19 protein-coding genes are annotated in these 24006 nt (G+C 74.2%); 11 read left to right on the top strand and 8 right to left on the bottom strand.

Annotation, left to right across the window (positions count from 1 at the left end):
* The first annotated feature begins 31 nt into the window (after window positions 1-31).
* The gene (locus ACIRPH_RS07665; protein ID WP_402910666.1) at window positions 32-1000 is read left to right on the top strand and encodes an MBL fold metallo-hydrolase; all 969 of its coding nucleotides are present in this window, start codon (window positions 32-34) and stop codon (window positions 998-1000) included.
* Here ACIRPH_RS07665 and ACIRPH_RS07660 read toward each other — a convergent pair.
* Together ACIRPH_RS07660 and ACIRPH_RS07655 are read right to left on the bottom strand one after the other, a co-directional pair.
* Window positions 924-2087: an endo-1,4-beta-xylanase gene (locus tag ACIRPH_RS07660; protein WP_402911653.1), complete on the bottom strand. Its 1164-nt coding sequence runs from the start codon at window positions 2085-2087 to the stop codon at window positions 924-926. The two genes, ACIRPH_RS07665 and ACIRPH_RS07660, sit on opposite strands and share 77 nt — an antisense overlap.
* Window positions 2088-2412: 325 nt before the next feature.
* The gene (locus ACIRPH_RS07655; RefSeq protein ID WP_402910663.1) at window positions 2413-3666 is read right to left on the bottom strand and encodes a cytochrome P450; all 1254 of its coding nucleotides are present in this window, start codon (window positions 3664-3666) and stop codon (window positions 2413-2415) included.
* 558 nt (window positions 3667-4224) lie between these two features.
* On the opposite strand from ACIRPH_RS07655, the gene ACIRPH_RS07650 reads away from it, so the two are divergent.
* Window positions 4225-6033, top strand: coding sequence for a serine/threonine protein kinase (locus ACIRPH_RS07650; RefSeq protein ID WP_402910661.1), 1809 nt, complete (start codon window positions 4225-4227; stop codon window positions 6031-6033).
* 725 nt (window positions 6034-6758) lie between these two features.
* The gene (locus tag ACIRPH_RS07645) at window positions 6759-7424 is read left to right on the top strand and encodes a lytic polysaccharide monooxygenase (RefSeq protein ID WP_402910658.1); all 666 of its coding nucleotides are present in this window, start codon (window positions 6759-6761) and stop codon (window positions 7422-7424) included.
* An 80-nt stretch (window positions 7425-7504) separates the two neighbouring features.
* Here ACIRPH_RS07645 and ACIRPH_RS07640 read toward each other — a convergent pair whose 3' ends face one another.
* Window positions 7505-8668: a 4-hydroxybenzoate 3-monooxygenase gene (locus tag ACIRPH_RS07640; RefSeq protein WP_402910655.1), complete on the bottom strand. Its 1164-nt coding sequence runs from the start codon at window positions 8666-8668 to the stop codon at window positions 7505-7507.
* Window positions 8669-8966: 298 nt separating this feature from the next.
* On the opposite strand from ACIRPH_RS07640, the gene ACIRPH_RS07635 reads away from it, so the two are divergent.
* The 4 genes from ACIRPH_RS07635 (at window position 8967) to ACIRPH_RS07620 (ending at window position 13195) form a co-directional block, all read left to right on the top strand.
* Window positions 8967-9830 (top strand): ABC transporter permease, encoded by an 864-nt coding sequence (locus tag ACIRPH_RS07635; protein ID WP_402910653.1) that lies wholly within the window; start codon window positions 8967-8969, stop codon window positions 9828-9830.
* Between the two features lie 95 nt (window positions 9831-9925).
* Window positions 9926-10693, top strand: a complete 768-nt coding sequence (locus ACIRPH_RS07630) for an ABC transporter permease (protein ID WP_402911650.1) — start codon at window positions 9926-9928, stop codon at window positions 10691-10693.
* Window positions 10694-10751: 58 nt separating this feature from the next.
* Window positions 10752-11600 (top strand): ABC transporter ATP-binding protein, encoded by an 849-nt coding sequence (locus ACIRPH_RS07625; RefSeq protein WP_402911648.1) that lies wholly within the window; start codon window positions 10752-10754, stop codon window positions 11598-11600.
* Between the two features lie 134 nt (window positions 11601-11734).
* A complete protein-coding gene (locus ACIRPH_RS07620) occupies window positions 11735-13195 on the top strand; it encodes an aldehyde dehydrogenase family protein (RefSeq protein WP_402910650.1) in 1461 nt (486 codons plus the stop codon).
* Window positions 13196-13352: 157 nt separating this feature from the next.
* Here ACIRPH_RS07620 and ACIRPH_RS07615 read toward each other — a convergent pair whose 3' ends face one another.
* Window positions 13353-14009, bottom strand: a complete 657-nt coding sequence (locus ACIRPH_RS07615) for a TetR/AcrR family transcriptional regulator (protein ID WP_402910648.1) — start codon at window positions 14007-14009, stop codon at window positions 13353-13355.
* 59 nt (window positions 14010-14068) lie between these two features.
* Here ACIRPH_RS07615 and ACIRPH_RS07610 point away from each other — a divergent pair, with 59 nt between their 5' ends.
* Window positions 14069-15481, top strand: a complete 1413-nt coding sequence (locus tag ACIRPH_RS07610) for an aldehyde dehydrogenase family protein (protein WP_402910646.1) — start codon at window positions 14069-14071, stop codon at window positions 15479-15481.
* Window positions 15482-15614: 133 nt separating this feature from the next.
* On the opposite strand, the gene ACIRPH_RS07605 is transcribed toward ACIRPH_RS07610, so the two are convergent.
* Together ACIRPH_RS07605 and ACIRPH_RS07600 are read right to left on the bottom strand one after the other, a co-directional pair.
* Entirely contained in the window at window positions 15615-17234 is a 1620-nt protein-coding gene (locus ACIRPH_RS07605) for a polysaccharide deacetylase family protein (RefSeq protein ID WP_402910643.1), read from the bottom strand.
* 143 nt (window positions 17235-17377) lie between these two features.
* Window positions 17378-18475: a pyroglutamyl peptidase gene (locus ACIRPH_RS07600; RefSeq protein WP_402910640.1), complete on the bottom strand. Its 1098-nt coding sequence runs from the start codon at window positions 18473-18475 to the stop codon at window positions 17378-17380.
* Window positions 18476-18678: 203 nt separating this feature from the next.
* On the opposite strand from ACIRPH_RS07600, the gene ACIRPH_RS07595 reads away from it, so the two are divergent.
* The 3 genes from ACIRPH_RS07595 to ACIRPH_RS07585 all read left to right on the top strand — a co-directional run bounded on the left by ACIRPH_RS07595 (window position 18679) and on the right by ACIRPH_RS07585 (window position 21357).
* Window positions 18679-20226: an aldehyde dehydrogenase family protein gene (locus ACIRPH_RS07595; RefSeq protein WP_402910638.1), complete on the top strand. Its 1548-nt coding sequence runs from the start codon at window positions 18679-18681 to the stop codon at window positions 20224-20226.
* A 144-nt stretch (window positions 20227-20370) separates the two neighbouring features.
* On the top strand, window positions 20371-20862 hold the full coding sequence (locus ACIRPH_RS07590; RefSeq protein ID WP_402910636.1) for a MarR family winged helix-turn-helix transcriptional regulator: 492 nt from the start codon (window positions 20371-20373) through the stop codon (window positions 20860-20862).
* A 66-nt stretch (window positions 20863-20928) separates the two neighbouring features.
* Window positions 20929-21357 (top strand): Ohr family peroxiredoxin, encoded by a 429-nt coding sequence (locus ACIRPH_RS07585; protein ID WP_402910633.1) that lies wholly within the window; start codon window positions 20929-20931, stop codon window positions 21355-21357.
* A 213-nt stretch (window positions 21358-21570) separates the two neighbouring features.
* Here ACIRPH_RS07585 and ACIRPH_RS07580 read toward each other — a convergent pair whose 3' ends face one another.
* Window positions 21571-22581, bottom strand: coding sequence for a hemolysin family protein (locus tag ACIRPH_RS07580; protein ID WP_402910630.1), 1011 nt, complete (start codon window positions 22579-22581; stop codon window positions 21571-21573).
* Window positions 22578-23960, bottom strand: coding sequence for a hemolysin family protein (locus ACIRPH_RS07575; protein ID WP_402910627.1), 1383 nt, complete (start codon window positions 23958-23960; stop codon window positions 22578-22580). The genes ACIRPH_RS07580 and ACIRPH_RS07575 overlap by 4 nt, the downstream gene beginning before the upstream one ends.
* Between the last annotated feature and the right edge of the window lie 46 nt (window positions 23961-24006).

Here is a 24006-nt window from a genome sequence, read left to right as displayed (position 1 = left end):
CTCGGGAGCGGGTGGAAGAGGTGACCGGCGCATGGCGATCGGACGACGGGGTTTCCTGCGGGGTGCGGTGGCGGCGGGGGCGCTCACGCCCCTGCTGTCGGGTGCGGCGGGTGCGGTGGCGGGGGCGCCGGCGGAGTCCTCGGGCGGGGGGTCGGGTGCGACGTTCCGGTGGCTGGGGGCCAGTGGCTGGCGCATCGACGTCCCAGGGCGGGCGCCGGTCCTGGTGGACCCGTTCCTCACCCGGTTCTCCACCGGCCTGTTCGACCCCGGGAGGGGGTTCGACGCCGCCACGGAGCTGGTCGTGGACCCGGTGCTCGTGGACGAGCACACCGCCGACATCGGCGAGGACGGCGTCGTCCTGGTGACGCACAGCCACTGGGACCACTTCTCCGACGTCCCCCACATCGCGACCACGACGGGGGCGCGGGTCGTGGGGACCCTGACGACGTACCACCTGGCCCGGGCGATGGGGGTTCCCGCGGGTCAGGTGTCCACGGTGCGCGGCGGGGAGGTCCTGGACTTCGGCGGGTGCGTGGTGGAGGTCGTGCGGGCGCTGCACAGCCGCAACGCCTCCAGGTCGGTGCTCTTCCCCGGGGTGCGCGTCGGTGTCCCCGAGGTCCCGGTCACGGTCGCGGACCTGCCCGAGGGCGACACCCTCGCCTTCCAGGTGAGGGCGGGGTCGGGGCCGTCGGTGTTCCTGATGGGGGCGAGCGACTTCGCGGAGCGGGAGGTGGCGGGGTTGGCGCCGGACGTGGCGATGGTCGCGCTGCCCTCGACCTCCAGTACGCACGAGTACGTGCCGCGGCTCATCGAGGCGCTGGACAGGCCGGCCACGGTCGTGCCCGTGCACTGGGACCACTTCGAGCGGGAGCTGGTGAACCCGCCCCTGGACGGAACGGGGGCGGGGATGGGCGTGGAGGAGTTCACGGCGGAGGTGCTGCGGGTCGCTCCGCGGACGCGGGTCGTGGTTCCGGAGTACCTGGCCCCCTTGAGTTTTTGAGCCGTGTCCGGGGGCCCGGGGGTGTGCGCGGGGCCGGACGGACGGCGCCCGCACGGCGCCGTTCCAGGGCCTGCACCATGCCTGCCAGGGCGGGTTTGGGCCGGTAGGAGCCGTCGAAGGGCAGGGCCGCGGTGTAGCCGGGGAACCACTCGGGGATCCACGAGTGCTGGTCGCTGACCCCCCACACGGTGACGTTGACGCACCGGGGCACGTCCAGGCAGGCCCGGACGGCCCGCCGGTACTCCCGGGCCTGTTCCTCCAGCTGTTCCCGGCCGACCGGTTCGGGTATGCGCACGTCGAGTTCGCTGAGGGTGACGTCCAGGCCGAGGTCGCTGTAGCGGCGCATCTGCGCGGTCAGGTCCTCGGGGACGGAGCCGTGGACGAAGTGCCCCTGGAAGCCGATGCCGTGCAGCGGCACGCCGCGGTCGAGCAGGTCGGTCACCAGTGCGTGGAGGGCGTCGGCCTTGGGGCCGGCGCCCTCGATGCCGAACTCGTTGATGTAGAGCCTGGCCCCGGGGTCGGCCTCGTGCGCCATGCGCAGCGCCTCGGCGATGTAGTCCTCGCCCAGGACCCGGTGCCACAGGTTGTCCCGCAGCCGGGGGCCGTCGTCCACGAGGGGTTCGTTGATGACGTCCCAGGTGGTGACCCTGCCCCGGTAGCGGCCCAGCAGCGCGTCCGTGTGCTCGCGCATCACCTCGCGCAGCTCCTCGCCGGTCCAGGTCCCCCCGGACAGCCAGGGCGGCTGCTGGTTGTGCCAGAGCAGGGTGTGGCCGCGCACGTCGAGGCCGTGGCGTTCGGCGAAGCCCACCACCGCGTCGGGCCCGCTCCAGTCGAACTCGTGCCGCTCGGGCTGTACGTACTGCCACTTCATGGTGTTCTCCGCGGTGACGGAGGTGTAGTTGGAGGTGACCACGTCCCGGTAGCCGCTGTCGCGGACCAGCGGGTCCACTGCCACGGCCACCCCCAGGCCGATGCCGTGCGAGCGGGCCAGCGCGGGGAGTTCGCCGACCGGCGCCCGCCCGGGCAGGGTGAGGACCAGGGCCGTGGTGGCCGCGAGGGCCGTCGCGGCCAGGACGCCGGCGGTCAGCGGCGCGCGCCTTCCCCGGGTGGAGGTCCGGCGGGCGCCGGGGAGCGTGTCGTGCCTGTGGTCCGCCGGTGTGCGGTGTCGCTCGGGTTCTCGCGGGCTCGGTGCCACCGGGGTTCCTCTCGCCGGGCCTGTACTGGTGGAGCACGCCCGGGTCGGGCTGGGCGTGTGGTGCGGGGCCCGGGCGCCTTCCCGGGCCGTGGTCCGCGGGCCGTTCCGGGCTCGGGTCCGTCGGGCTGCCTCTCGCCGCGCCGACCGCGCCCGGACGGCCGACCGGCGGGTCGGCCTTCGCCGCTCGTCCCGGGAGAGGGGCCCCGCGGGCCGCGTCCTAGTCGGCGCCGGTGGTGACGGGGAACCGGGACAGGGAGCGTACGACGGTGGTGCCGCGGCGGGTGGGGACGGCGGTGGGCCGCAGGCGCGGGAGCCGTTCGGCGAGGGCGCGCAGGGCGATCTCGCCCTCGAGGCGGGCCAGCGGGGCTCCCAGGCAGTAGTGGACGCCGCTGGAGAAGGACAGGTGGTCGGAGGCGTCCTCGCGGGTGATGTCGAACCGGTCGGGGTCCTCGAAGCGGTCCGGGTCGCGGTTGGCGGACCCGATCAGGCACAGTGCGTAGTCGCCCGGTCGCAGCTGCCTTCCCTGCACGGTCGACTCGGCGTGCGCCCATCGGGTGGTCATCTGCACCGGTGAGTCGAAGCGCAGGACCTCTTCCACGGCCCCCGGAGCCAGGCCGGGGTCCTGCACCAGCCGTTCCCACTGTTCGCGGTGGCGCAGCAGGGCCATGACCCCGTTCCCGATCAGGTTGACCGTGGTCTCGAACCCGGCGACCAGCAGCAGGCGGCACATCGCGCGCAGTTCGGCGGGGGTGGGCGCGCCGTCGTCGGACTCGGCCACCAGGGCGGAGACCACGTCCTCGCGGGGGCGGGCGCGCCGTTCGGCCATGAGCCGGTCGAAGAGGGCGTCCAGCTCGGCCGCGGCCTCGTCGATCCGGCGCAGGTGGCCCGCCGAGCGGGCGCCGTCCAGAGCGCCGCCGATGGTGTGGCCGATCCGGACGAACCGGGCGTCGTCGGACTCGGGGATGCCCAGGAGGCGGCTGATCACCGCGATCGGCAGGGGCTGGGCGAAGTCGCGCATGAGGTCGAAATCGCGCCGGGCGGTCGCCGTGTCGAGGAGTTCGTGGGTGATCTTCTCGATCTCGGTGCGGTACCCGGCCATGCGGCTCGGGCTGAAGGCGGGGCGGGCCAGGGCGCGCAGCCGGGTGTGCTCGGGCGGGTCGAGCATGAGGAAGGACAGGTCGATGATGTCGAACTGTCCGGGGAGGGCGGCCCCGGCGGGCGGTCGCACACCGAAGTCCCGGCTGCGCAGGAGGGTGCTCACCGCCTCGTAGGTGTTGGCGGAGCGGAAGCCGAGCTTGCTGGTGGTGAAGGGGCCCTGGGAGCGCATCCGCCGGTAGGTCGGGTAGGGGTTGTCGCGCCAGGGGCGGTGCAGGAGGCGGCTGGGGTGGTCGCCCGTCTGCGCGGACAGCCATGACAGGCTGTGGGCCGCGCGCAGCCGGGCGTCGATGCGCAGTGCGTCGATGACCTGCATGGCTGTGTGGTCCTCTCCTCGGTGCTCTGGCGCTCCCGGGCCGGGCGGGGCCCGTCCTCGTGCTCTCCTCGGCGGGGTCGGGCGGGGGAGCGGCCGCCGGGTGGCGCGGTGGGGCCCGGCGGGCCGCGGAGGCGGCCGGTCCGGGGAGCACGCGCCCGGCCCCCGTTCCCTCGCGCGCGTCCCCGCCCCCGCGGGCGCGGCGGGAGGCCGCCGTGCCGGACCGGCGGGCCGCGGAGTCCTCCGCGCGCGCGGGTGATGTGGACGACACTAGGTGTGACGTGATCGCCGCGGCCACGTCGTGCGGCAACTTGGCCGGTGGCGGCCAGGGGGGAACTTCGCGGTCGGCCGGGGCGTTTCCGGCGGGGTCCGGCCGACGGCGGACACGCGTCCCCGCTTCCGGGCGAGAGGGGTGCCGTGTCGGCCGAACCCCCTAGACTGGGCCCCTTCCCGCGCGGACGCGGGGATCGGTCCGCGGTCGGCGCGCCACCCGCTGTTGGCTACGATCGCGGGGGTCCCGGGAGCGCAGTCGCGGGACGACAGTCGCGGCAGAGTCGGAGGATGAGGACGTTGGGTCCCCTAGAGAACACTGACCCCGAACGCATTGGCCGGTACCGGCTGATCGGGCGCCTGGGCGCCGGCGGCATGGGGCAGGTGTTCTTCGGACGTTCGGCCGCCGGTCGTGCCGTCGCGGTCAAGCGCATCCATCCGCACCTGGCCGCGGACGCCTCCTTCCGCCAGCGCTTCGCGCGCGAGGTCACCGCGGCCCGCCAGGTGAGCGGGGCGTTCACCGCCCCGGTGATCGACGCGGGCCCCGACGACGAGGTGCCGTGGCTGGTCACCTCCTACGTTCCCTCGCTGCCCCTGGACGAGGCGGTGCAGGCGTACGGGCCGCTCCCGGAGGCGAGCGTGCGGGTGCTCGCCGCGGGGCTCGCCGAGGCGCTCGTGGAGATCCACCGGGTCGGCCTGATCCACCGCGACCTGAAGCCGGGCAACGTGCTGCTGTCCGAGGACGGGCCGCGGGTGATCGACTTCGGCATCGCCCGTGCCACGGACGGCACGGCCGCCACCCAGTCCATCATCGGGACCCCGGGGTTCATGAGCCCCGAGCAGGTCCAGGGGGAGCACCTGACGCCCGCCAGCGACCTGTTCGCCTACGGCGCCGTCCTGGCCTTCGCCGCGTCGGGCACCGGGCCCTTCGGCGAGGGCAACATGCCCACCATGGTCATGCGCATCATCAGCCGGGAGCCCGACCTGTCGGCGGTGCCCGAGAGCCTGCGCCATCTGGTCGCCGCCTGCCTGTCCAAGGATCCGCAGGGACGGCCCGGGCCGGGCGAGATCCTCGACTACCTGGGCGATGTGCACGCCGGGGCGTCCTGGCTGCCCCCGGCGGTGATGGCGGGTGTGCAGGAGCAGGTCGCCAAGGTCAACCGGGCGCTCGCGACCTCGGCGGGGGACCCGCAGGCCACCGGCGGCCACCAGCGCACGGAGGTGCTCGGCGCGGGCGGCGCGGCCGCCCTGGGCGGTGCGGCCGGGGCCCTGGGGGGAGCCGCCGCGGCGGGGGCGTTCGGCGACGACCAGGCCACCCGGGTCGCGGGCACGCAGGGCGCGGGCCACGGGGCGGGTTCCGCGCCGGGCGGGTACCAGCCCACGGCGCAGTTCCCGCCCACGCAGCAGCAGCCCGGACAGACGGCCTCCCCGTACGGGCAGGGGGCCACGTCCCAGTACCAGCAGGGGCAGGCGTACGGCGACCAGGACGCGGACGACCCCTACGCCGACCTGTACGGCGGGCCCCGCGGCGGGCGCGCGGACACCGGCGCCCACCAGCGGCGCCAGGAGGAGGAGCGCCGCAGGCAGCAGGAGGAGCAGCGCCGCCTGGCCGCGGAGCAGCAGCGCCAGCAGGAGGACCAGCGGCGCCGCATGGAGGAGCAGCGGATCGAGGAGCGCCGCCGACAGGAGGCCGAGCGCGTGCACCGCGACCGCCTGCGCGCGGAGCAGGACGCGGCCCGCAGGGCGCACTCCGAGGCGCGCCGGGCCGACCAGCCCGGCCTGTGGGGTTTCGTCAAGCTCCTGCCTCTGCTGATCCTGCCGCTGATCCAGATCCCGCTGGGGTACGGCGCGGCCCTGGCGTGGGCGTGGTTCACCACCGAGACCGATGTGTGGACCGGTTCGGCCTACTTCTTCGAGCCGCTGTCGATGGACGGGTTCTGGCACGCGACGATGCTGGGCTACTTCCTCCTCAACAACCTGGTGTCGCTGGAGTTCCTGGTGCGTTCGCTGCGCACCTCGTTCGTCACGGGGGCGGTGCTCGCCCTGGGCGTGGTCGCGGCGACCAACGGCCTGCTGTACAGCTTCGGTTTCTGGGGCTGACCGGGGCGCCCGTGCCGGGCGGGGCGGGCCCCGGGCTCGCTCCGCCCCACCGGTACGGGCGCCCGTATCCGGGGGCGGTGGGCGCCGGGGGCGTCGGTCCGTCCGGGCGGCTGCCCGGGGACGGTACGGGGCCGCCCCCGCCCCTGTCCGCGGGGCGGCGCCGGTCACGTCCGCGGGTCCTCCCTCCCGTGGGCCGCGGCGCCCGTCGGCGCGCCTCGCCGGAGACGGTTCCGAATACTTCCCCCGGGGTGCGAACACACTGACCTTTGCGCGCGTCGGCGCTCTCGGCGGTGGGCCCGCTCCACGGCGGCCCCGGGCGTCCGTCCCGTGATCGGCGCACGTCAGGGGCGGCTGCTCCTCGAAGGAGCGGACGGGGTTCCGCAAGGTCCTGTAGCTCAGCGTGTCCGGATAGATCCGTACCGCGAAAATTCTTCGCCAGGACCCGTTGTGGGCCTGTGTCGTTCCTGTTAACTTGCACCGTGCAAGGCCATGGGAGCGTTCCCAAAATGAATGCCCGTCCATGGTGCTCACGAAAGTCCCGACACGTCCCCGCCTCCGTCGGGGCGGCGCAGCCGATTCCTCGGCGTGCCCCGCCGCCGTGCGAGGGAAAGGGGCGGTCGGGGCCGCCCTGCCGGGGCCCGCACCGGGCCCACCCGGAACGGGCAGGGCGAGGAGCCGCCGGGAGGCCGGGCGGACAGGCCCGCAGACGGAAAGGAAGACCCCCCGTGAAGACCGTGACCAAGGCGGGCGCGATCGCCGCGTCCGGCGCCCTCGCAGGTGCGCTGGCCGTGTCGCTCGCCCCGCAGCCCGCCGCCGCCCACGGCGCGTTCACCTACCCCGCCAGCCGCACCTACGCCTGCTACGTCGACGGACTCGAGGGCGGCGCGGGCGGCAACGTCGAGCCGACCAACCCCGCCTGCGCCGACGCCCTGGCCGAGGGCGGCTCGTACCCGTTCTGGAACTGGTTCGGCAACCTCATCAGCGACGCCGACGGCCGCCACCAGGAGGTCGTGGCCGACGGCGAGCTGTGCGGGCCCACGCCCGCCTTCTCCGCGTTCAACGCGGCGCGCACCGACTGGCCGACCACCGGCCTGCCCTCGGGGCAGACGGTGGAGTTCCACCACAACGCCTGGGCCCCGCACCCCGGCACGTTCTTCACCTACGTCACCGAGGAGGGGTGGAACCCCGGCTCCCCGCTCGCCTGGGACGACCTGGAGCTCATCGACGAGGTGACCGACCCGCCGCTGCGCCAGGGCGGGGTCCAGGGCGCCGAGTACTACTGGGACGTCGACCTGCCCGAGCGGCAGGGCCAGCACATCGTGTACGTGGTGTGGGAGCGCTCGGACAGCCCCGAGGCGTTCTACAACTGCTCGGACGTCGTCTTCGGGTGATCCGCCGCCCCGGCCGCGCCGTCGCCCCGTACGGGAACGGCGCGGCCGGCCGGCGTGACCGCACCGGCCGCCGAACGCCTCTAGAGGCGGGGCAGGCCGGTGTAGTTCTCCGCCAGCTGGGTCGAGGCGGCCCGGGAGGAGGCCAGGTACTCCAGGTGCGAGAGCTGGAGGCGGTGGTCGAAGGCGTCGCCCGAGGTGTGCAGCAGCGTGGTCATCCAGTGGGAGAAGTGCTCGGCCCGCCACACCCGGCGCAGCGCCGCGGCCGAGTAGCCCTCCAGCGCGCCCGTCCCGCCGTGCGTGTACCAGGAGCGCAGGCCCTCCGCGAGCAGTGCCACGTCGTGCAGCGCCAGGTTGAGCCCCTTGGCCCCGGTGGGCGGCACGATGTGCGCGGCGTCCCCGGCCAGGTAGAGGCGCCCGTGGCTCATCGGCTCGGTGACCAGGCTGCGCATGGGGGTCAGGCCCTTGGAGGTGAGCGGTCCTCGCCGCAGCTCCCAGCCGGGCACGGCCATGCGCTCGGCCAGCTCCTCCCACACCCTCTCCTCGGGCCAGTCGTCGGGGTCGGTGCCGTTGGGCACCTGGAGGTAGAGGCGGCTCACCTCCTCCGAGCGCATGCTGTGCAGGGCGAAGCCGCGCTCGTGGCGGGCGTAGACCAGCTCCTCGCACGAGGGCGGCACGTCGGCCAGCACGCCCAGCCAGCTGAAGGGGTAGAGGCGCTCGAAGGTGCGCACGACGCCCTCGGGCAGGCTGCGCCTCCCGATCCCGTGGAAGCCGTCGCAGGCCGCCACGTAGTCGCACTCCAGCACCTGCTCCCGGCCCTCCAGGGTGAAGCGCACGCGGGGGCGGTCGGTCCGGATCCGCTCGATCGCGGTGGCCCGGGCGCCGAAGAGGACCTGTCCCCCGTCGGCCAGGCGCCGGGCGGTCAGGTCCTTGACGATCTCGGTCTGCGCCCAGATCTCCACGCTGCGCCCGCACAGGTCGGAGAAGTCCACGCGGTGGGAGCGGCCGTCGAAGCGCAGTTCGATGCCGTCGTGGGTGATGCCCTCGCGGTCCATGCGCTCGCCGAGTCCGCTGCGGCGGAGAAGGTCGGCGACGCCGTGCTCCACGACGCCCGCGCGCTGGCGCGCCTCGACGTAGCCGCGGTCCCGTGTCTCCAGCACCACCGACTCGATACCGGCCAGGTGCAGCAGGTGGGAGAGCAGGAGGCCGGAGGGCCCCGCTCCGATGATGCCGACGCGTGTGCGCATCAGGTGTCCCCTCGTCGGTCGGGCATGGCGCCCGGGTGCCACAGAGATGTTCCTTGTGCGCACACATATTCACATGACGAACGATCGGGGGAGCGACGGACCCCGTGCGGCGGCACGGGGCCCGGAACGTCCCGGCCGGGGGCGACCGTCCCGCCGTGCGGCGTCCACGGGGTCGAAATGCGCCCGCGCCACGTCTTGACCCGGTGAGCCACATCACCTATGTTCGCCAAAAGAACAAGTGTTCGCAAAACGTACAGTGGTGGGCGCCGGCGTCCACCCCGACGCGGTTGGAGCGCCGATGCGCCGTGGGCCGGCAGTCCTCACCACCGGGGCCGCGCCGACGGCCGCGCCCCCGGGCGGCGGGGCCCGCCCGGGCCGGGCCGCCCGCGCGGGCCCCGGCAGGCCGCTCCTCGGCGCCCTGGGCATCGCCGCCCTCCTCGCGCTCTGGGAGGCCGCGCCGCGCCTGGGCGCCGTCTCCGCCCGCCACCTGCCGCCCGCCTCGGAGGTCCTGGCCACCCTGGCCGCACGCGCCACCACGGCCGCCTTCTGGACGGCCGTGGGCGACACGCTCACCGGATGGGCCCTGGGCCTGGCCATCGCCTTCGCCGCCGCCGTCGTGCTCGGCCTCACCCTGGGCGCGCTGCCCCGGGTGCGCGCCTTCACCGACTCCACGGTGGACTTCCTGCGCCCCATCCCCTCGGTCGCGCTCATCCCGCTCGCCGTCCTCATGTACGGCACCGACCTGCGCTCCACCCTGCTCCTGGTCGTGTACGCCTCCTTCTGGCTCCTCTACGTCCAGGTCCTGTACGGGGTGGCCGACGTCGACCCCGTCGCCGAGCAGACCGCGCGCTCCTACGGGCTCGGCCGACTGGCCCGCGTCCGCCACGTCGTGTGGCCCACCACCCTGCCCTACCTGATGACGGGCCTGCGCCTGGCCGCGTCGGTCGCGCTCATCCTGTCCGTCACCGCCCAGCTCGTCATCGGCTCCCCGGGCCTGGGCCGCGAGATCGCCGTCGCCCAGTCCAGCGGGGCCGTCGCCTCGGTCTACGCGCTCATCGTTGCCACCGGCGGCCTCGGGGTCCTGGTCAACACCGGGGTGCGCGCCCTGGAACGCAGAGTCCTGCACTGGCACGCTTCCGTCCGCGGGGAGGCCGCAGCATGAACCGGACCCTCGGGACCGCCCGGGCCGGCGACGGCGCCGGGACACGGGCCCCGGCCGTGCGACCGCGCCGCCCCGGACGGGGCGCCGCGGGCCGGATGGGCCTGCGCGTCCTGCACGTGCTCCTGCTCCCCCTCGTGCTCGTCGGGGCCTACGCCTACGCCGGCGCCGCCTCGGGCAGCTACTACGCACCCGCCCCCGACCTCGTCGCCGCCGCCTTCGTCGAGCTGTGGTTCTCCGAACGCCTGTTCACCGACGTGCTCCCGAGCCTCGCCCGCCTGCTCACCGGCTTCACCGTCGCGGCGGTCCTCGGCGTGGGCCTGGGGGTCCTGCTGGGCCTGTCCCCCCGGACCCGGGCCCTCCTGGAGCCCGTCCTGGAGTTCCTGCGCGCCGTCCCGCCGCCGGTCCTGGTGCCGCTGATGATCCTGCTGGCCGGCATCGACGACTCCATGAAGGTCATGGTCATCGTCTCCGGCTGCGTGTGGCCCGTCCTGCTCAACACCGTGGAGGGCGTCCGCGCCGTGGACCCGGTCCTGGCCGACACCGCCCGCTGCTACGGCGTCACCGGCGCCACCCGGCTGCGCGTCCTGGTCCTGCGCTCGGCGGCCCCGCAGATCATGGCCGGGCTGCGCCTGGCCCTGGCCCTGGCGATCATCCTCATGGTCATCAGCGAGATGTTCGCCAGCTCCAGCGGCCTGGGGTTCGCCATCGTCCAGTTCCAGCGCAGCTTCGCCATCCCCGAGATGTGGGCGGGCATGGTCCTGCTCGGCCTGATCGGTTTCACCCTGTCGGCGCTGTTCGAGCTCGTCGAGGGCCGCGTCCTGGGCTGGTACCGGGGCCTGCGCGCCGCGCACCGGGGCGGGTGAGCCCATGGGCGCAGCCGCGGAACCGACCACGACCGACCACGAGGGAGAAAGCCCCACCATGCTCAAGGTCACCGGCCTCCGGAAGGTCTACGACGGGGGAGCCGCCGCCGTCGAGGCCGTCCGCGACCTCACCTTCGAACTCGCCGAGGGCGAACTCGTCTGCCTCGTCGGCCCCTCCGGCTGCGGCAAGACCACCCTGCTCAAGTGCATCGCCGGGCTCATGCCGCCCACCAGCGGCACCGTCGAGCTCGCGGGCCGCCCCGTCACCGCGCCGCCGCCCGAGATGGCCGTCGTCTTCCAGGAGTACGGGCGCAGCCTCTTCCCGTGGATGAGCGTGCGCGCCAACGTCGAACTGCCGCTGAAGGAGAAGAAGCTCCCCGCGGAGCGGCGCACCGGCCTCGTCCGCGAGTCCCTGGAGGCGGTGGGGCTGGCCGGGTCCGCCGACGCCTACCCCTGGCAGCTCTCCGGCGGGATGCAGCAGCGCGTGGCCATCGCCCGCGCCGTCGCCTACGAGCCCGAGGTCCTGCTCATGGACGAGCCCTTCGCCGCCGTCGACGCGCAGACACGCGCCGACCTGGAGGACCTGATCCGCGCGCTCTGGAAGCGCCTCGGGGTCACCGTCCTGTTCGTCACCCACGACATCGACGAGGCCGTCTACCTGGGGGAGCGGGTCCTCGTGCTCTCCTCCTCACCGACCGTCGTGCAGGACGACGTCACCGTCGACCTGCCGGCCGTGCGGGACCAGCTCACCACCCGCCGGGACGGTCGCTTCACCGAGCTGCGCACCCGCGTCTACGCCGAGATCCAGAGGGCGAAGAGGGGTGTCGCGGGGGCGGAGGGCCGTCCGCGGGGCCAGGCCGGGGGCCGGGACGGCAGCCCGGTCGCCGGCGGCGCCCCGGCGGGCTGACCGCCCGCCGTCCGCGGGCGCCGGTCCCGCAGAACCGCTCCCGCGCACGTGCGGGAGACCGATCCGACCCGGGCTCCGCGCCGGAGCCAGATACCGCTCCCGCACGCGCGGGAGACCGTCGAAGGAGACACACCGTGACCCTGATCGCCTCCGAGGACTTCACCTCCGCCGTCTTCACCGGTGCGTGGACGCCTGCCAGGGGCGGTGACGCCCCCGTGGTCTCGCCGTCGACCGGGGAGGTGCTGGGACGCACCGGCATCGCCGACGCCGACGACGTGCGCGAGGCCGGCGCGCGGGCCGCCCGGGCCCAGAGGGGGTGGGCCGCCGCGTCCTTCGAGGAGCGGGCCGCCGTCCTGCGCCGCGCCGGAGACCTGCTGGAGGCCAACGCCGGCGAGATCATGGGATGGCTGCGCCGCGAGGGCGGCGCGGCGGCCGGGATGGCCGGCTTCCAGGTGCACGTGGCGGCGGGGGAGTGCTTCGAGGCCGCCGCCCTGGCCTCCCAGCCGCACGGCGAGATCCTGCGCACCGGGAAGCCGAGGCTGAGCTTCTCCCGCCAGGTGCCGGCCGGGGTGGTCGGTGTGATCGCCCCGTTCAACGTGCCCCTGATCCTGGGCATCCGCTCGGTCGCCCCCGCCCTGGCCGTCGGCAACGCCGTGGTCCTCAAGCCCGACCCGCGCACCGCGGTCTGCGGGGGCGCCGTCATGGCCGGGGTCTTCCGCAGGGCGGGTGTCCCCGAGGGCGTCTTCCAGGTGCTGCCCGGAGGGGCCGCCGCGGGGGAGGCCCTGGTGGCCGACCCGCACGTGCGGGTCATCTCCTTCACCGGCTCCACCGCCGCCGGGCGCAGGGTCGGGGAGGCAGCCGGGCGCCACCTCAAGCGGGTCCACCTGGAACTGGGCGGGAACTCGCCGCTGGTGGTCCTGGACGACGTGGACGTGGACGCGGCCGCCTCCGTCGGCGCCTGGGGCTCGTTCCTGCACCAGGGGCAGATCTGCATGACCACCGGCCGCCACTTGGTGCACGAGTCCGTCGCCGACGCCTACGTGGACCTGCTCTCGGCCAGGGCGGACGCGCTGACGGTGGGAGACGCCGAGTCCGACGGCTCGGCGCTCGGACCGGTCATCGACGCCGGACAGCGCGACAAGATCCACGCGCTGGTCACGGGCAGCGTGGACCACGGGGCCGAGCTGCGCGCGGGCGGGACCTACGAGGGGCTGTTCTACCGGCCGACCGTCCTGGACCGGGTCGAGGCCGCGACCCCCGCCTACGCGGAGGAGGTGTTCGGGCCGGTCGCCCCGGTCGTGCGCTTCTCCTCGGTGGACGAGCTGGTGGAGCTGGCCAACTCCACGGAGTACGGCCTGTCCCTGGGCGTGCTCACACGCAACCCGATGCGCGGCATGGAGATCGCGGACCGGGTGCCCAGCGGGATCGTGCACATCAACGACCAGACCGTGGACGACGAGGCCGTCGCCCCCTTCGGCGGTGTGGGCGACTCCGGGACGGGGTCCCGTTTCGGCGGCACCCGCGCCAACCTGGAGGCGTTCACCGAGACCCAGTGGGTGACGATGCAGGCCGACCCGGCCCGCTACCCGTTCTGATCCCGGGCCCGGGGGCGGTGGGGGCCGTGGGGGTCCCGGCTCCCCGGCAGCCGGGGAGCGGGGGAGCGCTTCACGCGCCCGCGCCCCTCGCGCCCCTCGCGGTCCGCGCCGATGCTGGGCGGGCGGGCGCCGCGGGCCCTCCGGGGGCCCGCGCTCCTCACCCCCGCCCGGCGGCGGCCTCCGGCACGGGCGCGGTGGCCGCTCCCAGCGCCCTCAGCAGGTAGGGGAGCAGCCGCTCCGCCATGTCCACGCCCGGTCGGGACCCCGGGGTGTGGGGGATGAGGAAGGTGTGGCTCACCATGGGCCCGATGACCATCTCCCCCACCACGAGGGCGTCCTCCACCGGGGGGATCTCCCCGCGTCTGGTCGCCCGGTCCAGGACGGCGCCGACCCGCTCCTGCAGGGGCATGACGAACTGGTCCACGAGCACGTCGGCCAGGGCCCGGTTGTGGGCGGCCTCGCCCAGGACGGCGCGCAGGAGGCGGCCGGAGGGCCCGTCCAGGGCGGCGGCCTTGTCGTGCAGGAGGGCGCTCAGGTCCGAGCTCAGGTCGCCGGTGTCGCGGTCGGGGCCCAGGTCCTCGGCCCAGGCGCGGGCGGCGCCGACGACGAGGTCCTCCTTGGAGCGCCAGCGGCGGTAGAGGGTGGCGGTGGAGACCCCGGCCCGTTTGGCGACGGCCGCGGTGGTCAGCCCGCTGTAGCCGTTGGCCTGGAGTTCGGCGAGGGTGGCGTCCATCAGCGCGCGGTCCCGGGCGGCGTCCCGCGGGCGTCCCCGGTGGGGGGAGCGGGAGACGTCGGGCAGATGGTCGGTGGTCATGGCGGAATCCTATGCGAACGCCCTGTTGGAAACGAAACGCTTTCGTTTACTATCGGTTCATGACGACAACGGACACCCCCGCCGAACCGCTGACCCTGACCACCGACATCCCGCCGATCGTGGCAGGGCTGCGCTCGGCGTTCGCGTCGGGGCGCACCAAGCCGATCGCGTGGCGGCGCGCCCAGCTGCGCGCACTGCGGCGCCTCCTCACCGAGGAGCGGCCGACCCTGGAGAAGGCGCTGTACACCGACCTGGGCAAGAGCCCGGTGGAGGCCCACACCACCGAGATCGGCTTCGTGGTCAACGAGATCGACCACACGCTCAAGCACCTGGCCTCGTGGCTGCGCCCGCAGCGGGTGCCGGTGCCGGTGGCCCTGGCCCCGGCCAGGGCGCGCAAGGTCCGCGAGCCGCTCGGCACCGTGCTGATCGTCGCGCCCTGGAACTACCCGGTCAACCTGTCGCTGGCGCCCCTGGTGGGCGCGATCGCGGCGGGTAACGCGGCCCTGGTCAAGCCCAGCGAGCTCGCCCCGGCCACCTCGGCCGCCCTGGGGGAGCTGCTGCCCCGGTACCTGGACCGCGAGGCGGTCGCGGTGGTGGAGGGGGGCATCCCCGAGAGCACCGCCCTGCTGGGGGAGCGCTTCGAGCACATCTTCTACACGGGCAACGGCGCGGTGGCCCGCATCGTCCTGGCCGCGGCCGTCAAGCACCTGACCCCCGTCACCCTGGAACTGGGCGGGAAGAGCCCGGCCGTGGTCGAGCCCGGCGCGGACCTGGCGGTCACCGCCAGACGCCTGGCCTGGGGCAAGTTCACCAACGCCGGCCAGACCTGTGTGGCCCCCGACTACGTGCTCGCGATCGGGGACACCGCCGAGCCCCTCCAGCGGGAGCTGGCCGCCGCCATCACGGAGATGTTCGGCGAGGACCCCTCCCGCAGCGCCGACTACGGGCGCATCGTCAACGAGCTCCACTTCGACCGGCTGTCCGCCCTGATGGAGAGCGGGACGGTGACGGCCGGGGGCGAGCGCGACCGCGAGCGGCTCTACATCGCCCCCACGGTGCTGGGCGACGTCGACCCCGACTCGCCCGTGATGGGCGAGGAGATCTTCGGGCCGATCCTGCCCGTCGTCCGGGTGGCGGACCTGGACGCCGCGATCGCCTTCGTCAACGAGCGGGACAAGCCGCTGGCGCTGTACGGGTTCACGGCCTCGGACCTGACCAAGCGGCGCCTGACGACCGAGACCTCCTCGGGCGGCCTGGCGTTCGGCCTGCCCATCGCCCACCTGGCCGTCCCCGGCCTGCCCTTCGGAGGCGTGGGGGACAGCGGCATGGGGGCCTACCACTCGGCGGCCTCGATCGACACGTTCTCGCACACCAAGTCGGTGCTCGACAAGTCGCTCTTCATGGACACGATGAAGGTCGCCTACGCGCCCATCACGGGCGTCAAGGAGAAGCTGCTCCGCAAGCTCCTGTGACAGGCGCCGGGGCGGCGCGGGCCCTCCACGGCGGCGGGTGCGCGGCCCGGGTCCCGGCCCCAGGACCGGCCACGCGCCCGCGGCCCGGACCGGGGCCCCGTGGGAGCCCGGTCCGGGCCGCGGACCGGGGGCGTCAGTCCCCGCCGCCCCCGCCCTCCCCGTCCTCGTCCCCGTCGTCCTCTCCGGCGGGCTGGGCGTCGGTGTACACCTTGCCCGCGGTGAGCGCGTCCGCGCCGAAGATGTCGGTGACCGTCACGAAGTGGTAGCCCTCCTCGTGCAGCCCCGAGAGCACGTCCGGGATGGCCCGCACCGACGTTTCGTGGATGTCGTGGAAGAGGACGACGCTGCCGGGCACGGAGTGCTCCAGCGCGTGCTCGCTGATCGCGCCGGTGTCGCGGCTCTGCCAGTCCAGGGTGTCCACGTCCCACAGGATGAGCGGCTGGTCGACGGCCTCGCGCACCGTGCCGTTGAGCGACCCGTAGGGCGGGCGGATGGTCGGCGGCTCGACGCCGGTCACCTCCTTCACGGCCTGGTTGGTGCGCTCGATGTCCCGCCGCACCGCCTCGCCCGACATCCCCGCGAGGTCGTCGTGCTTCCAGGTGTGGTTGCCGAGCTCGTGCCCCTCCGCCGCCATGCGCTCCAGGGGCTCGGGGAACTCGCCCACCAAGGACCCCAGCACGTAGAAGGTGGCGCGGGCGTCGTACTCGGCGAGGATGTCCAGGAGTTCGTCGGTGTGCTCGCCGGGCCCGTCGTCGAAGGTCAGGGCCACGCACTTGAGGCGTTCGCAGTCCAGGGCGCCGGCAGTGGCGCTCAGCCCCCCGCCCAAGGGGAAGTCCTCGTCCGCGGTGTTCTGGCCCAGCGCGGCCTCGCGGGCGTGGTAGCCCAGCTCGGACAGCAGCTCCTCGGCGTCCCCGGGCTCCACCGGCAGCAGTACCTCGTCGACGCTGCCCGCGCCCGGCACGTCCGCCGCCTCCATGCGGACGGCCAGGCCGCCCGCGGTGCTGAACGCCAGGTCCTCCAGAGGGGAGCCGGCCCAGCGCTCGGCGGCCTCCGCGGCCTGCTCCGGGTCGGTCAGGTCCAGCGGCCCGCCGTCCCCGTCCGGTCTCCCGGCCGGGTCGTCCCCGGGAGACGGGGCGCCGTCGGCGGCGGCGGTGTCGGCGCCCTCCTCCCCGTTCTGCGCGGCCCGGGCGGCGACCTCGCCGACCAGGCCCGGCATCTCCTGGACCGGGAGGTGGTAGCTGTCCTCCAGGATCCCGGCGACCTCCAGGTGCGCCTGCTCGATGGCGGCCTCGTCCCGAAAGAGCGAGGTCCAGGGCAGGACGCTCTCCCCGGCGACGTCGTACCACAGGCTGCGCGCGTCGAAGGTGTCGTTGGTCCCCGCGGAGGCGGTCGCGGTGAGCCGCACCCCGACGATCTCGGAGGAGGCGGCCAGCAGGGCCACGTCCTGGTGCAGTTCCGGGGTGCCGCCCCCGGGGAGCTCCTCCAGGAAGGCCGTCTGCCGCTCGGCCATGGAGGTGCGGAGCTCGGTCATGAGCGCGGGCGCCCCGCCCAGCAGCGGATACCGGTAACTCACCACACTGTGGTCGGTGGTCACCGACAGGGTCTCCGACTCCAGGCCGGGCATCTCGTCGACCGGTGTGCGGACCGCTTCGGCGTACGGGAGCGCCTGGTCCGCGGCATGGCAGCCCGGTACCAGGAGCAGGCCCAGGGCAGCGCTGACAGAGAGATTTCGTCGCAGTGAGGTGACAGCCACGTGGGGACCATACCGAAGTGCCCGGCCGGGGCAGGGGCGCCGCGCGTCCCCTGGGGCACTCTGGGTACCGAATTGGCCAATTCGATGCACTCGCCCGGCCGGGCGGGGCCGCGAACGCCTCCGCGGCCCCGCCGATCGGCCCCTCAGGCAGGCGGGGGAGCGGACCCCGCGGCCTCCTCGGCCACGGTCCGCACGATCTCGCGCACCTGGGCCAGGACGGCGGCGTTCTCGCCCGGGTCCGCGACCCCGGGCAGGTGGACGTGTCCGGCCGGGACCTCCCACCCGGAGCGGTCCCGGAGCAGGGTGTTGCGGTAGGCGATCTCGTTGGAGAGGTAGTTCCCGCCGCCCCCGCGGCGCGCGGCGGAGCCCCCGCTGGGCCCGTCGGGCCGCTCCCTCTGCTCGTCGGCCCCGGCGGGGACCTCGGTGACCGCGGTGTTGACCACCACCGGGTAGGGGCGCCCCGCGGTGGCCTCCGCGATCCTGGCGCCGGGGAGCGACGAGCGCGTCCACTCCGGTGCGTCGGGGCCGGGCACCGGGGCCCGGCCGGTGCGGACCTCGCGGACGTTGTCCGGCCCTCCTCCGCGCCAGATCCCGTTCCACTCCTCGATGTCGAACCGCCCGGGGCGCCCCCGGCTGAGGGTGACCACGGCGTCGGCGCGCCCGTGCTGGTCGGCCAGGGCCTCCTCCACCAGGCCGGCGTCGAAGTCCGCCCACCGCACGGGGAACACGGCGGTGCGCACCACGGCGGTGCGCCCGCCCACGGGGAAGGTCCATCCGTTGAGGTCCAGGGCCGCGGCCCCCGACGGGTTGGAGCACCCCGGGTCCTCGTCCAGGCGGAAGGGGTCGAAACCGGTCACGACGATCCGGATCCACCGTTCGCCCGGAGGGAAGTCGAGGTCGGTGATCCCGCGCGAGCCGGTCTCCAGCAGGTGCAGCAGTTCCGCGCGCTCGGCCCCCGAGAGCGCGAACCCCGGTCTCCAGGTGCGCAGGCGGGCGGCGAGCACCAGCCGTGCCCAGTACGGGGGACGGTCGTCGGGGCCGTCGACGTCGGTGCGTGTGGCCTCGGTCCACAGGCGGGAGGCGTGTGCGGAGACCGCCTCGCGGGCCTGGGCGAGGTCGGTGGCGGCGCGCAGGTCGGCGCTGAACAGTGGTTCGGCTGCGCCGAAACCGGAACGGGCCAGGATGCGGCGGGGCTCGGGGAGGCCGGCGCGGTCCTCTTCGGGCGTGGTGTCGTGGTGCACGGGGTCGCTGTCTGTCGGAAGGCGGGGCTGGCGTGTGCGGGGATCCGGGGGGGTGGAGCCAGCCGAGTCTAACGCCGCCCGAACCCCGCTGTGGCAGGGGTGCGCGGCGCGTCCCGGAACGGGACACGGGGGGCTGGACCGGGCGGCGCGGACTTGGCAGGGTGTGTGGTGACCGCAGGCCCTCTCAACGGAGAGAGAAACACATGGACACTTCCGCCCTCCCCGACACCGAGCGACTCGCCGAGCGTGCGAGGGAGGCCCTGGCACGGTGCGGCGTCGAGCGGCTGCGCGAGCCGGTCGGGGCCGCCGGGGTGGCGAGGACGCCGATCACCGGCCAGATCCTCTTCCCCGTCGAGTTCGACACCGCCGCCTCCGCCGAGCGGGCCGTCACCGCCGCCCACGAGGCCTTCACGTCGCAGTGGCGGGACACCCCGGCGCCCGTGCGGGGCCGGCTCGTGCACCGGCTGGGCGAGCTCCTGCGCGAGCACAAGGCCGACCTGGCCGCGCTGGTGACCGTGGAGGCGGGCAAGATCCACTCCGAGGCCCTGGGCGAGGTCCAGGAGATGATCGACATCTGCGACCTCGCGGTGGGCCTGTCCCGGCAGCTGTACGGGCGCACCATGCCCTCCGAGCGGCCCGGCCACCGCCTGATGGAGACCTGGCACCCCCTGGGGGTGGTCGGTGTGATCACGGCGTTCAACTTCCCGGTGGCCGTGTGGTCCTGGAACACCTGTGTGGCGCTGGTGTGCGGCGACACGGTGGTGTGGAAGCCCTCGGAGCTGACCCCGCTCACCGCGCTCGCCTGCCACGGGCTCCTCATGAGGGCGGCGCGGGACGTGGGCGCGCCCGCCGACGTCCACCGGCTGGTGCTGGGGGACCGCGAGGTCGGTGAGGCCCTGGTGGAGGACGTGCGGGTGGCGCTGCTGTCGGCGACCGGGTCGACGGCGATGGGCCGCGCCGTCGCCCCGCGTGTGGCCGCGCGGATGGGGCGCTACCTGCTGGAGCTGGGCGGCAACAACGCGGCCGTGGTCGCCCCGTCCGCCGACCTGGACCTGGTGGTGCGCGGGAGCGTGTTCGCCGCGGCGGGGACGGCGGGGCAGCGGTGCACGAGCCTGCGGCGGCTCATCGTGCACGAGGACGTGGCCGACGAGGTCGCCCGGCGGGTCGTGGACGCCTACAAGCAGCTGCGCGACCGCGTCGGGGACCCCTTCGAGGGGTCGACCCTGGTGGGTCCCCTCATCGGCGAGCGCTCCCACACCGCGATGCTGGCCGCGCTGGAGCGCGCGCGGGCCGACGGCGGAGAGGTGCTGGTGGGCGGCGCCCGCAGGTGGGAGGAGGCCGCCGCGGACGCCTACTACGTGGAGCCCGCGGTGGTGCGCATGCCGGGACAGACCGAGGTGGTGCGGGAGGAGACCTTCGCGCCCGTCCTGTACGTGCTGACCTACAGCACGCTGGAGGAGGCGGTCGAGCTGCACAACGGCGTGCCCCAGGGGCTGTCGTCGGCGATCTTCACCCAGGACCAGGCCGAGGCCGAGCGGTTCCTGTCGGCGGCGGGCTCCGACTGCGGGATCGTCAACGTCAACATCGGCACCTCCGGTGCGGAGATCGGCGGGGCCTTCGGCGGTGAGAAGGACACCGGCGGCGGTCGCGAGTCGGGCTCGGACTCCTGGAAGGCGTACATGCGCCGGGCGACGAACACGGTGAACTACGGGGGTGAGCTGCCCCTGGCCCAGGGGGTCCGCTTCCTGTGACACGCCGGCGCCCGCGCCCCGCCATGGGGCGCGGGCGCCGCACAAAAAGTTGTGGCCAACCATGTTGCGTGCAACTTAATTCTGCTACGGTGATGCCACCGGCGGTCCCGCGGACGGGGCCGCCCGCGAGGCAGGGGGAACACCGTGGCGCATCCCGACGAGGGCGACCCCCTCGCGCTGGACAACCAGCTGTGCTTCTCCCTCTACACCGCCTCCCGGGCCCTGACCGGGCTGTACCGGGAGCTGCTGGGGGACCTGGGACTCACCTACCCCCAGTACCTGGTGATGATCGTCCTGTGGGAACGCGGAACGCTCACGGTCAAGGAGCTCAGCCGCGCCCTGCACCTGGACTCGGGCACGCTCTCCCCCCTGCTGCGCAGGCTGGAGGCCTCGGGGCTCCTGACCCGGGAGCGCAGCACCACCGACGAGCGCGTCGTCCGCGTCACCGCCACCTCGCGGGGCCTGGCCCTGAAGGAGCGGGCGACGGACATCCCGGGCCGGCTGATCTGCGCCACGGACCTGACGGCCGACCAGGCCCGCGACCTGCGGGACGCGCTCGGCCGCCTCACGTTCTCCGTGGAGACGGCCGCGAGCAGGCGCGCCCCGTGCGACGACGCCGGCGCGCCCGGAACCTGACCACGCACCGTAAGAAACCCCACCACTGTTGGCTCCGCGCGTGCGGAGCCGGGAGAGAGGCAAGAAATGGCATACAAGGCCATGTACACCGCCAACGCCACCGTCACCGGCGAGGGCCGCAAGGGCAGCGGGAAGACCGACGACGGCCGCCTCGCGGTCGACCTGTCCGTGCCCAAGGGCGTGGGCGGCGACGACGGTCCCGGCACCAACCCCGAGCAGCTCTTCGCCGTCGGCTACGGCGCCTGCTTCCACGGCGCCCTCAAGAACGTGGCCCGCCAGGCCAAGACCGACGTCGAGGGCTCGTCCGTCGAGGCCCGGGTGACGCTCGGCAAGTCCGACGAGGGCCTGGACATCGCCGTGGAGCTCACCGTCACCATCCCCGGCGTGGAGCAGGCCGAGGCCGAGGAGCTCGTCGCGGCGGCCCACCAGATGTGCCCCTACTCCCGCGCCACGCGCGGCAACATCGAGGTCGACCTGTCGGTCAAGACCGCCTAGCGCGCCGGCCGGACGGCGCGGGGCGGGGCGGTCCCCGTACCCGCGCCCGGCACGGTCCGCGAAGAGGGGGAGGGCGTTCGCGCCCTCCCCCTCACGCGTGCGCCCGGCGACCGGCCGGACGCACGGCCCCCCGCAGCGGCCCGTCCGCGAGAAGGGGCCGGGAGGGGCCTTCCGGCCCCTCCCGGCCCCCGTCGGGTACCGGCCCCGCCTTCGTCAGGCGGCCGTCTCCAGCAGCAGCAGGCGGTCCAGGATGTCCTGGAGGGTGACCAGGCCGATCACCTCACCGTCCTCCTCCACCAGCGACAGGTGGCTGCGGCTCTCCCGCATGATGCTCATCGCCGCGTACATCGGCGTGCCCGAGGGCAGGGTGAGCACGGGGCGCATCAGGTCCGCCGCGGTCGTCCCGACGGGGCTCGTCAGGGCCTCGCGCACGTGCAGGACGCCCACGGGCTCCTCGCGGTCCATGACCACCAGCCTCAGGTGCGTGGACTGGCGCGACACCTGCTTGATCACCTCGACCCCGTCCTCGGGGGCGACCGAGGCGATCTCCTCGCGCCGGGTGACGATCTCGCTCAGCGGGCGGGAGTTCACCTCCAGGGCGGTGGCCAGCTGGTCGCGCCTCTCGGCGTCCAGGGCCCCCGCCTTGGCGGAGTGCTCCACCAGCTCCCGCACGTCGTCCGGGTCGTGGCCCGAGGACATCTCGTCCACGGCCTCCACGCCCAGCCGGTGCAGGCACCAGTTGGCCATGCCGTTCAGCATCAGCAGGGCCGGCCGGGTGAACCACATGAACGCCCGCATCGGCAGGGCGAGCATGACGGCCGACTTCTCCGGGTGGGAGATCGCCCAGGACTTGGGCGCCATCTCGCCCACGACCAGGTGCAGGAAGGTCACGATGATCAGCGACACCACGAACGAGACCACGTACGCCACCGTGCTCGGCAGACCGCCGAACAGCGGCTCCAGCAGGTGGTGGACCGCGGGCTTGGAGATCGCGCCCAGCGCCAGGGCGCACAGCGTGATGCCCAGCTGCGATCCGGCCAGCAGCAGCGACAGGTCGCGGGCGCTCTTGACCGCGGCCCGCGCCGAGGCGCTGGTCTCCGCGGCCTCCTCCAGCCGGTAGCGGCGGGCCGCCACCAGGGCGAACTCGATCGCCACGAAGAACGCGCTCAGCGCGATGATGACCGCGGTCAGTGCCAGGGCCACCCACACGTTCATGTCACTCATGCACGCACCTCCTCGGCGCCGTTCCCGGCCGCTTCGCGCAGGCGCAGCTCCACGGTGTGCGGAACGTGCCTCTGCACGGTGTTGACGATCAGGGTCAGCGCCATGTCGGGGTCGCCTTCATGGGCGCTGGGCGGCCGGGGCAGGTCGATGTCCACACGGTCACCCGTCCCGGGCAGCCGGTGCAGCTCGTGGATGACCAGGCCGCCGACGGTCTCGTAGTCGCCCTCGGGCAGGTCGTGCCCGATCAGCCGCTCGACCTCGTCGATGTGCAGCGCGCCGGGGACCAGGTAGGAGCCCTCGTTGTCCAGGTAGGACGGGGCCTCCTCCTCCGGGGTGTGCTCGTCGGCGATCTCGCCGACCAGCTCCTCGGCCAGGTCCTCGGTCGTGATGACGCCGGCCAGGCCGCCGTACTCGTCCACGACGCAGGCGAACTCCTCGCCCGCCTCGCGCAGCTGGTCCAGCAGCACGGGCAGCGGCAGGGACGCGGGGACCATGACGGTCTCCCGGGCCACCTCGCTGACCTTGACGTCGGACAGGTCGCGGTCGCCCTGGGCGAGCACGTCCCGCAGGCAGATGACGCCCACGATGTCGTCCACCCCGTCGCCCAGGACCGGGAAGCGGGAGTGGTCGGAGGCCATCAGCTCGACGACCCGGCTGACCGGGTCGCCCTCCTCGACGGTCGTGACCTCCGGGCGCGGGATCATCGCGTGCCCGGCGGTGCGGTCGTGGAAGTCCAGGGTCCGGTCCAACAGGGTGGACAGCTCGGCGGGCAGGTCCCCGCTCTCGCGGGACTCGGCGATGATGCTCTCCAGGTCGCGGGCGGTCGCCGCGTGCTGGACGTCCTCCACCGGATCGATCCGCACCGCCTTCAGCAGCAGGATCGCGGCCTGGTCGAAGAGCCAGATGACCGGCCCGAAGATCTTCAGGTAGATCCCCGTGGACAGCGCCAGCCAGCGCGCCACGGGCTCGGGTCGGGCGATGGCCAGGTTCTTGGGGAAGAGCTCGCCGAAGACCATCTGGATGACGGTGGAGAAGACGAGGGCGAGAACGGTGCCGATCGCGACGCCGGCGCCCGTGGGCACCCCGACGCCGCCGAGGAGTTCACCGATGCCCTGGCCGATCATGGGCTCGGCCACGTAACCCACCAGAAGGGCGGTCACGGTGATGCCCAGCTGGGCGCCGGAGAGCATGAACGACGTGCGGTTGGTGATGGCCAGGGCCCGTTTGGCCCCCGCGTCACCGGCCGCGGCCCTCGCCCGCAGGCGCGAGCGGTCCACGGCCATGTAGCCGAACTCCTGGGCGACGAAGTAGCCCGTCGCCACGGTGATCAGGAAGACCACCAGGAATCCGAAGGCGATACTGAGTACGGTGCTCATCATCGGGCACGCACCGCCTGGTTCCGGCTCGTGGTCGGAGCCTGGTTGC

The sequence above is a fragment of the Nocardiopsis sp. NPDC101807 genome (assembly GCF_044766605.1).
GTDB lineage: Bacteria > Actinomycetota > Actinomycetes > Streptosporangiales > Streptosporangiaceae > Nocardiopsis > Nocardiopsis tropica.
Note: the sequence above shows the minus strand (reverse complement) of the source record. Positions and strands in the feature narration are given on the sequence as shown.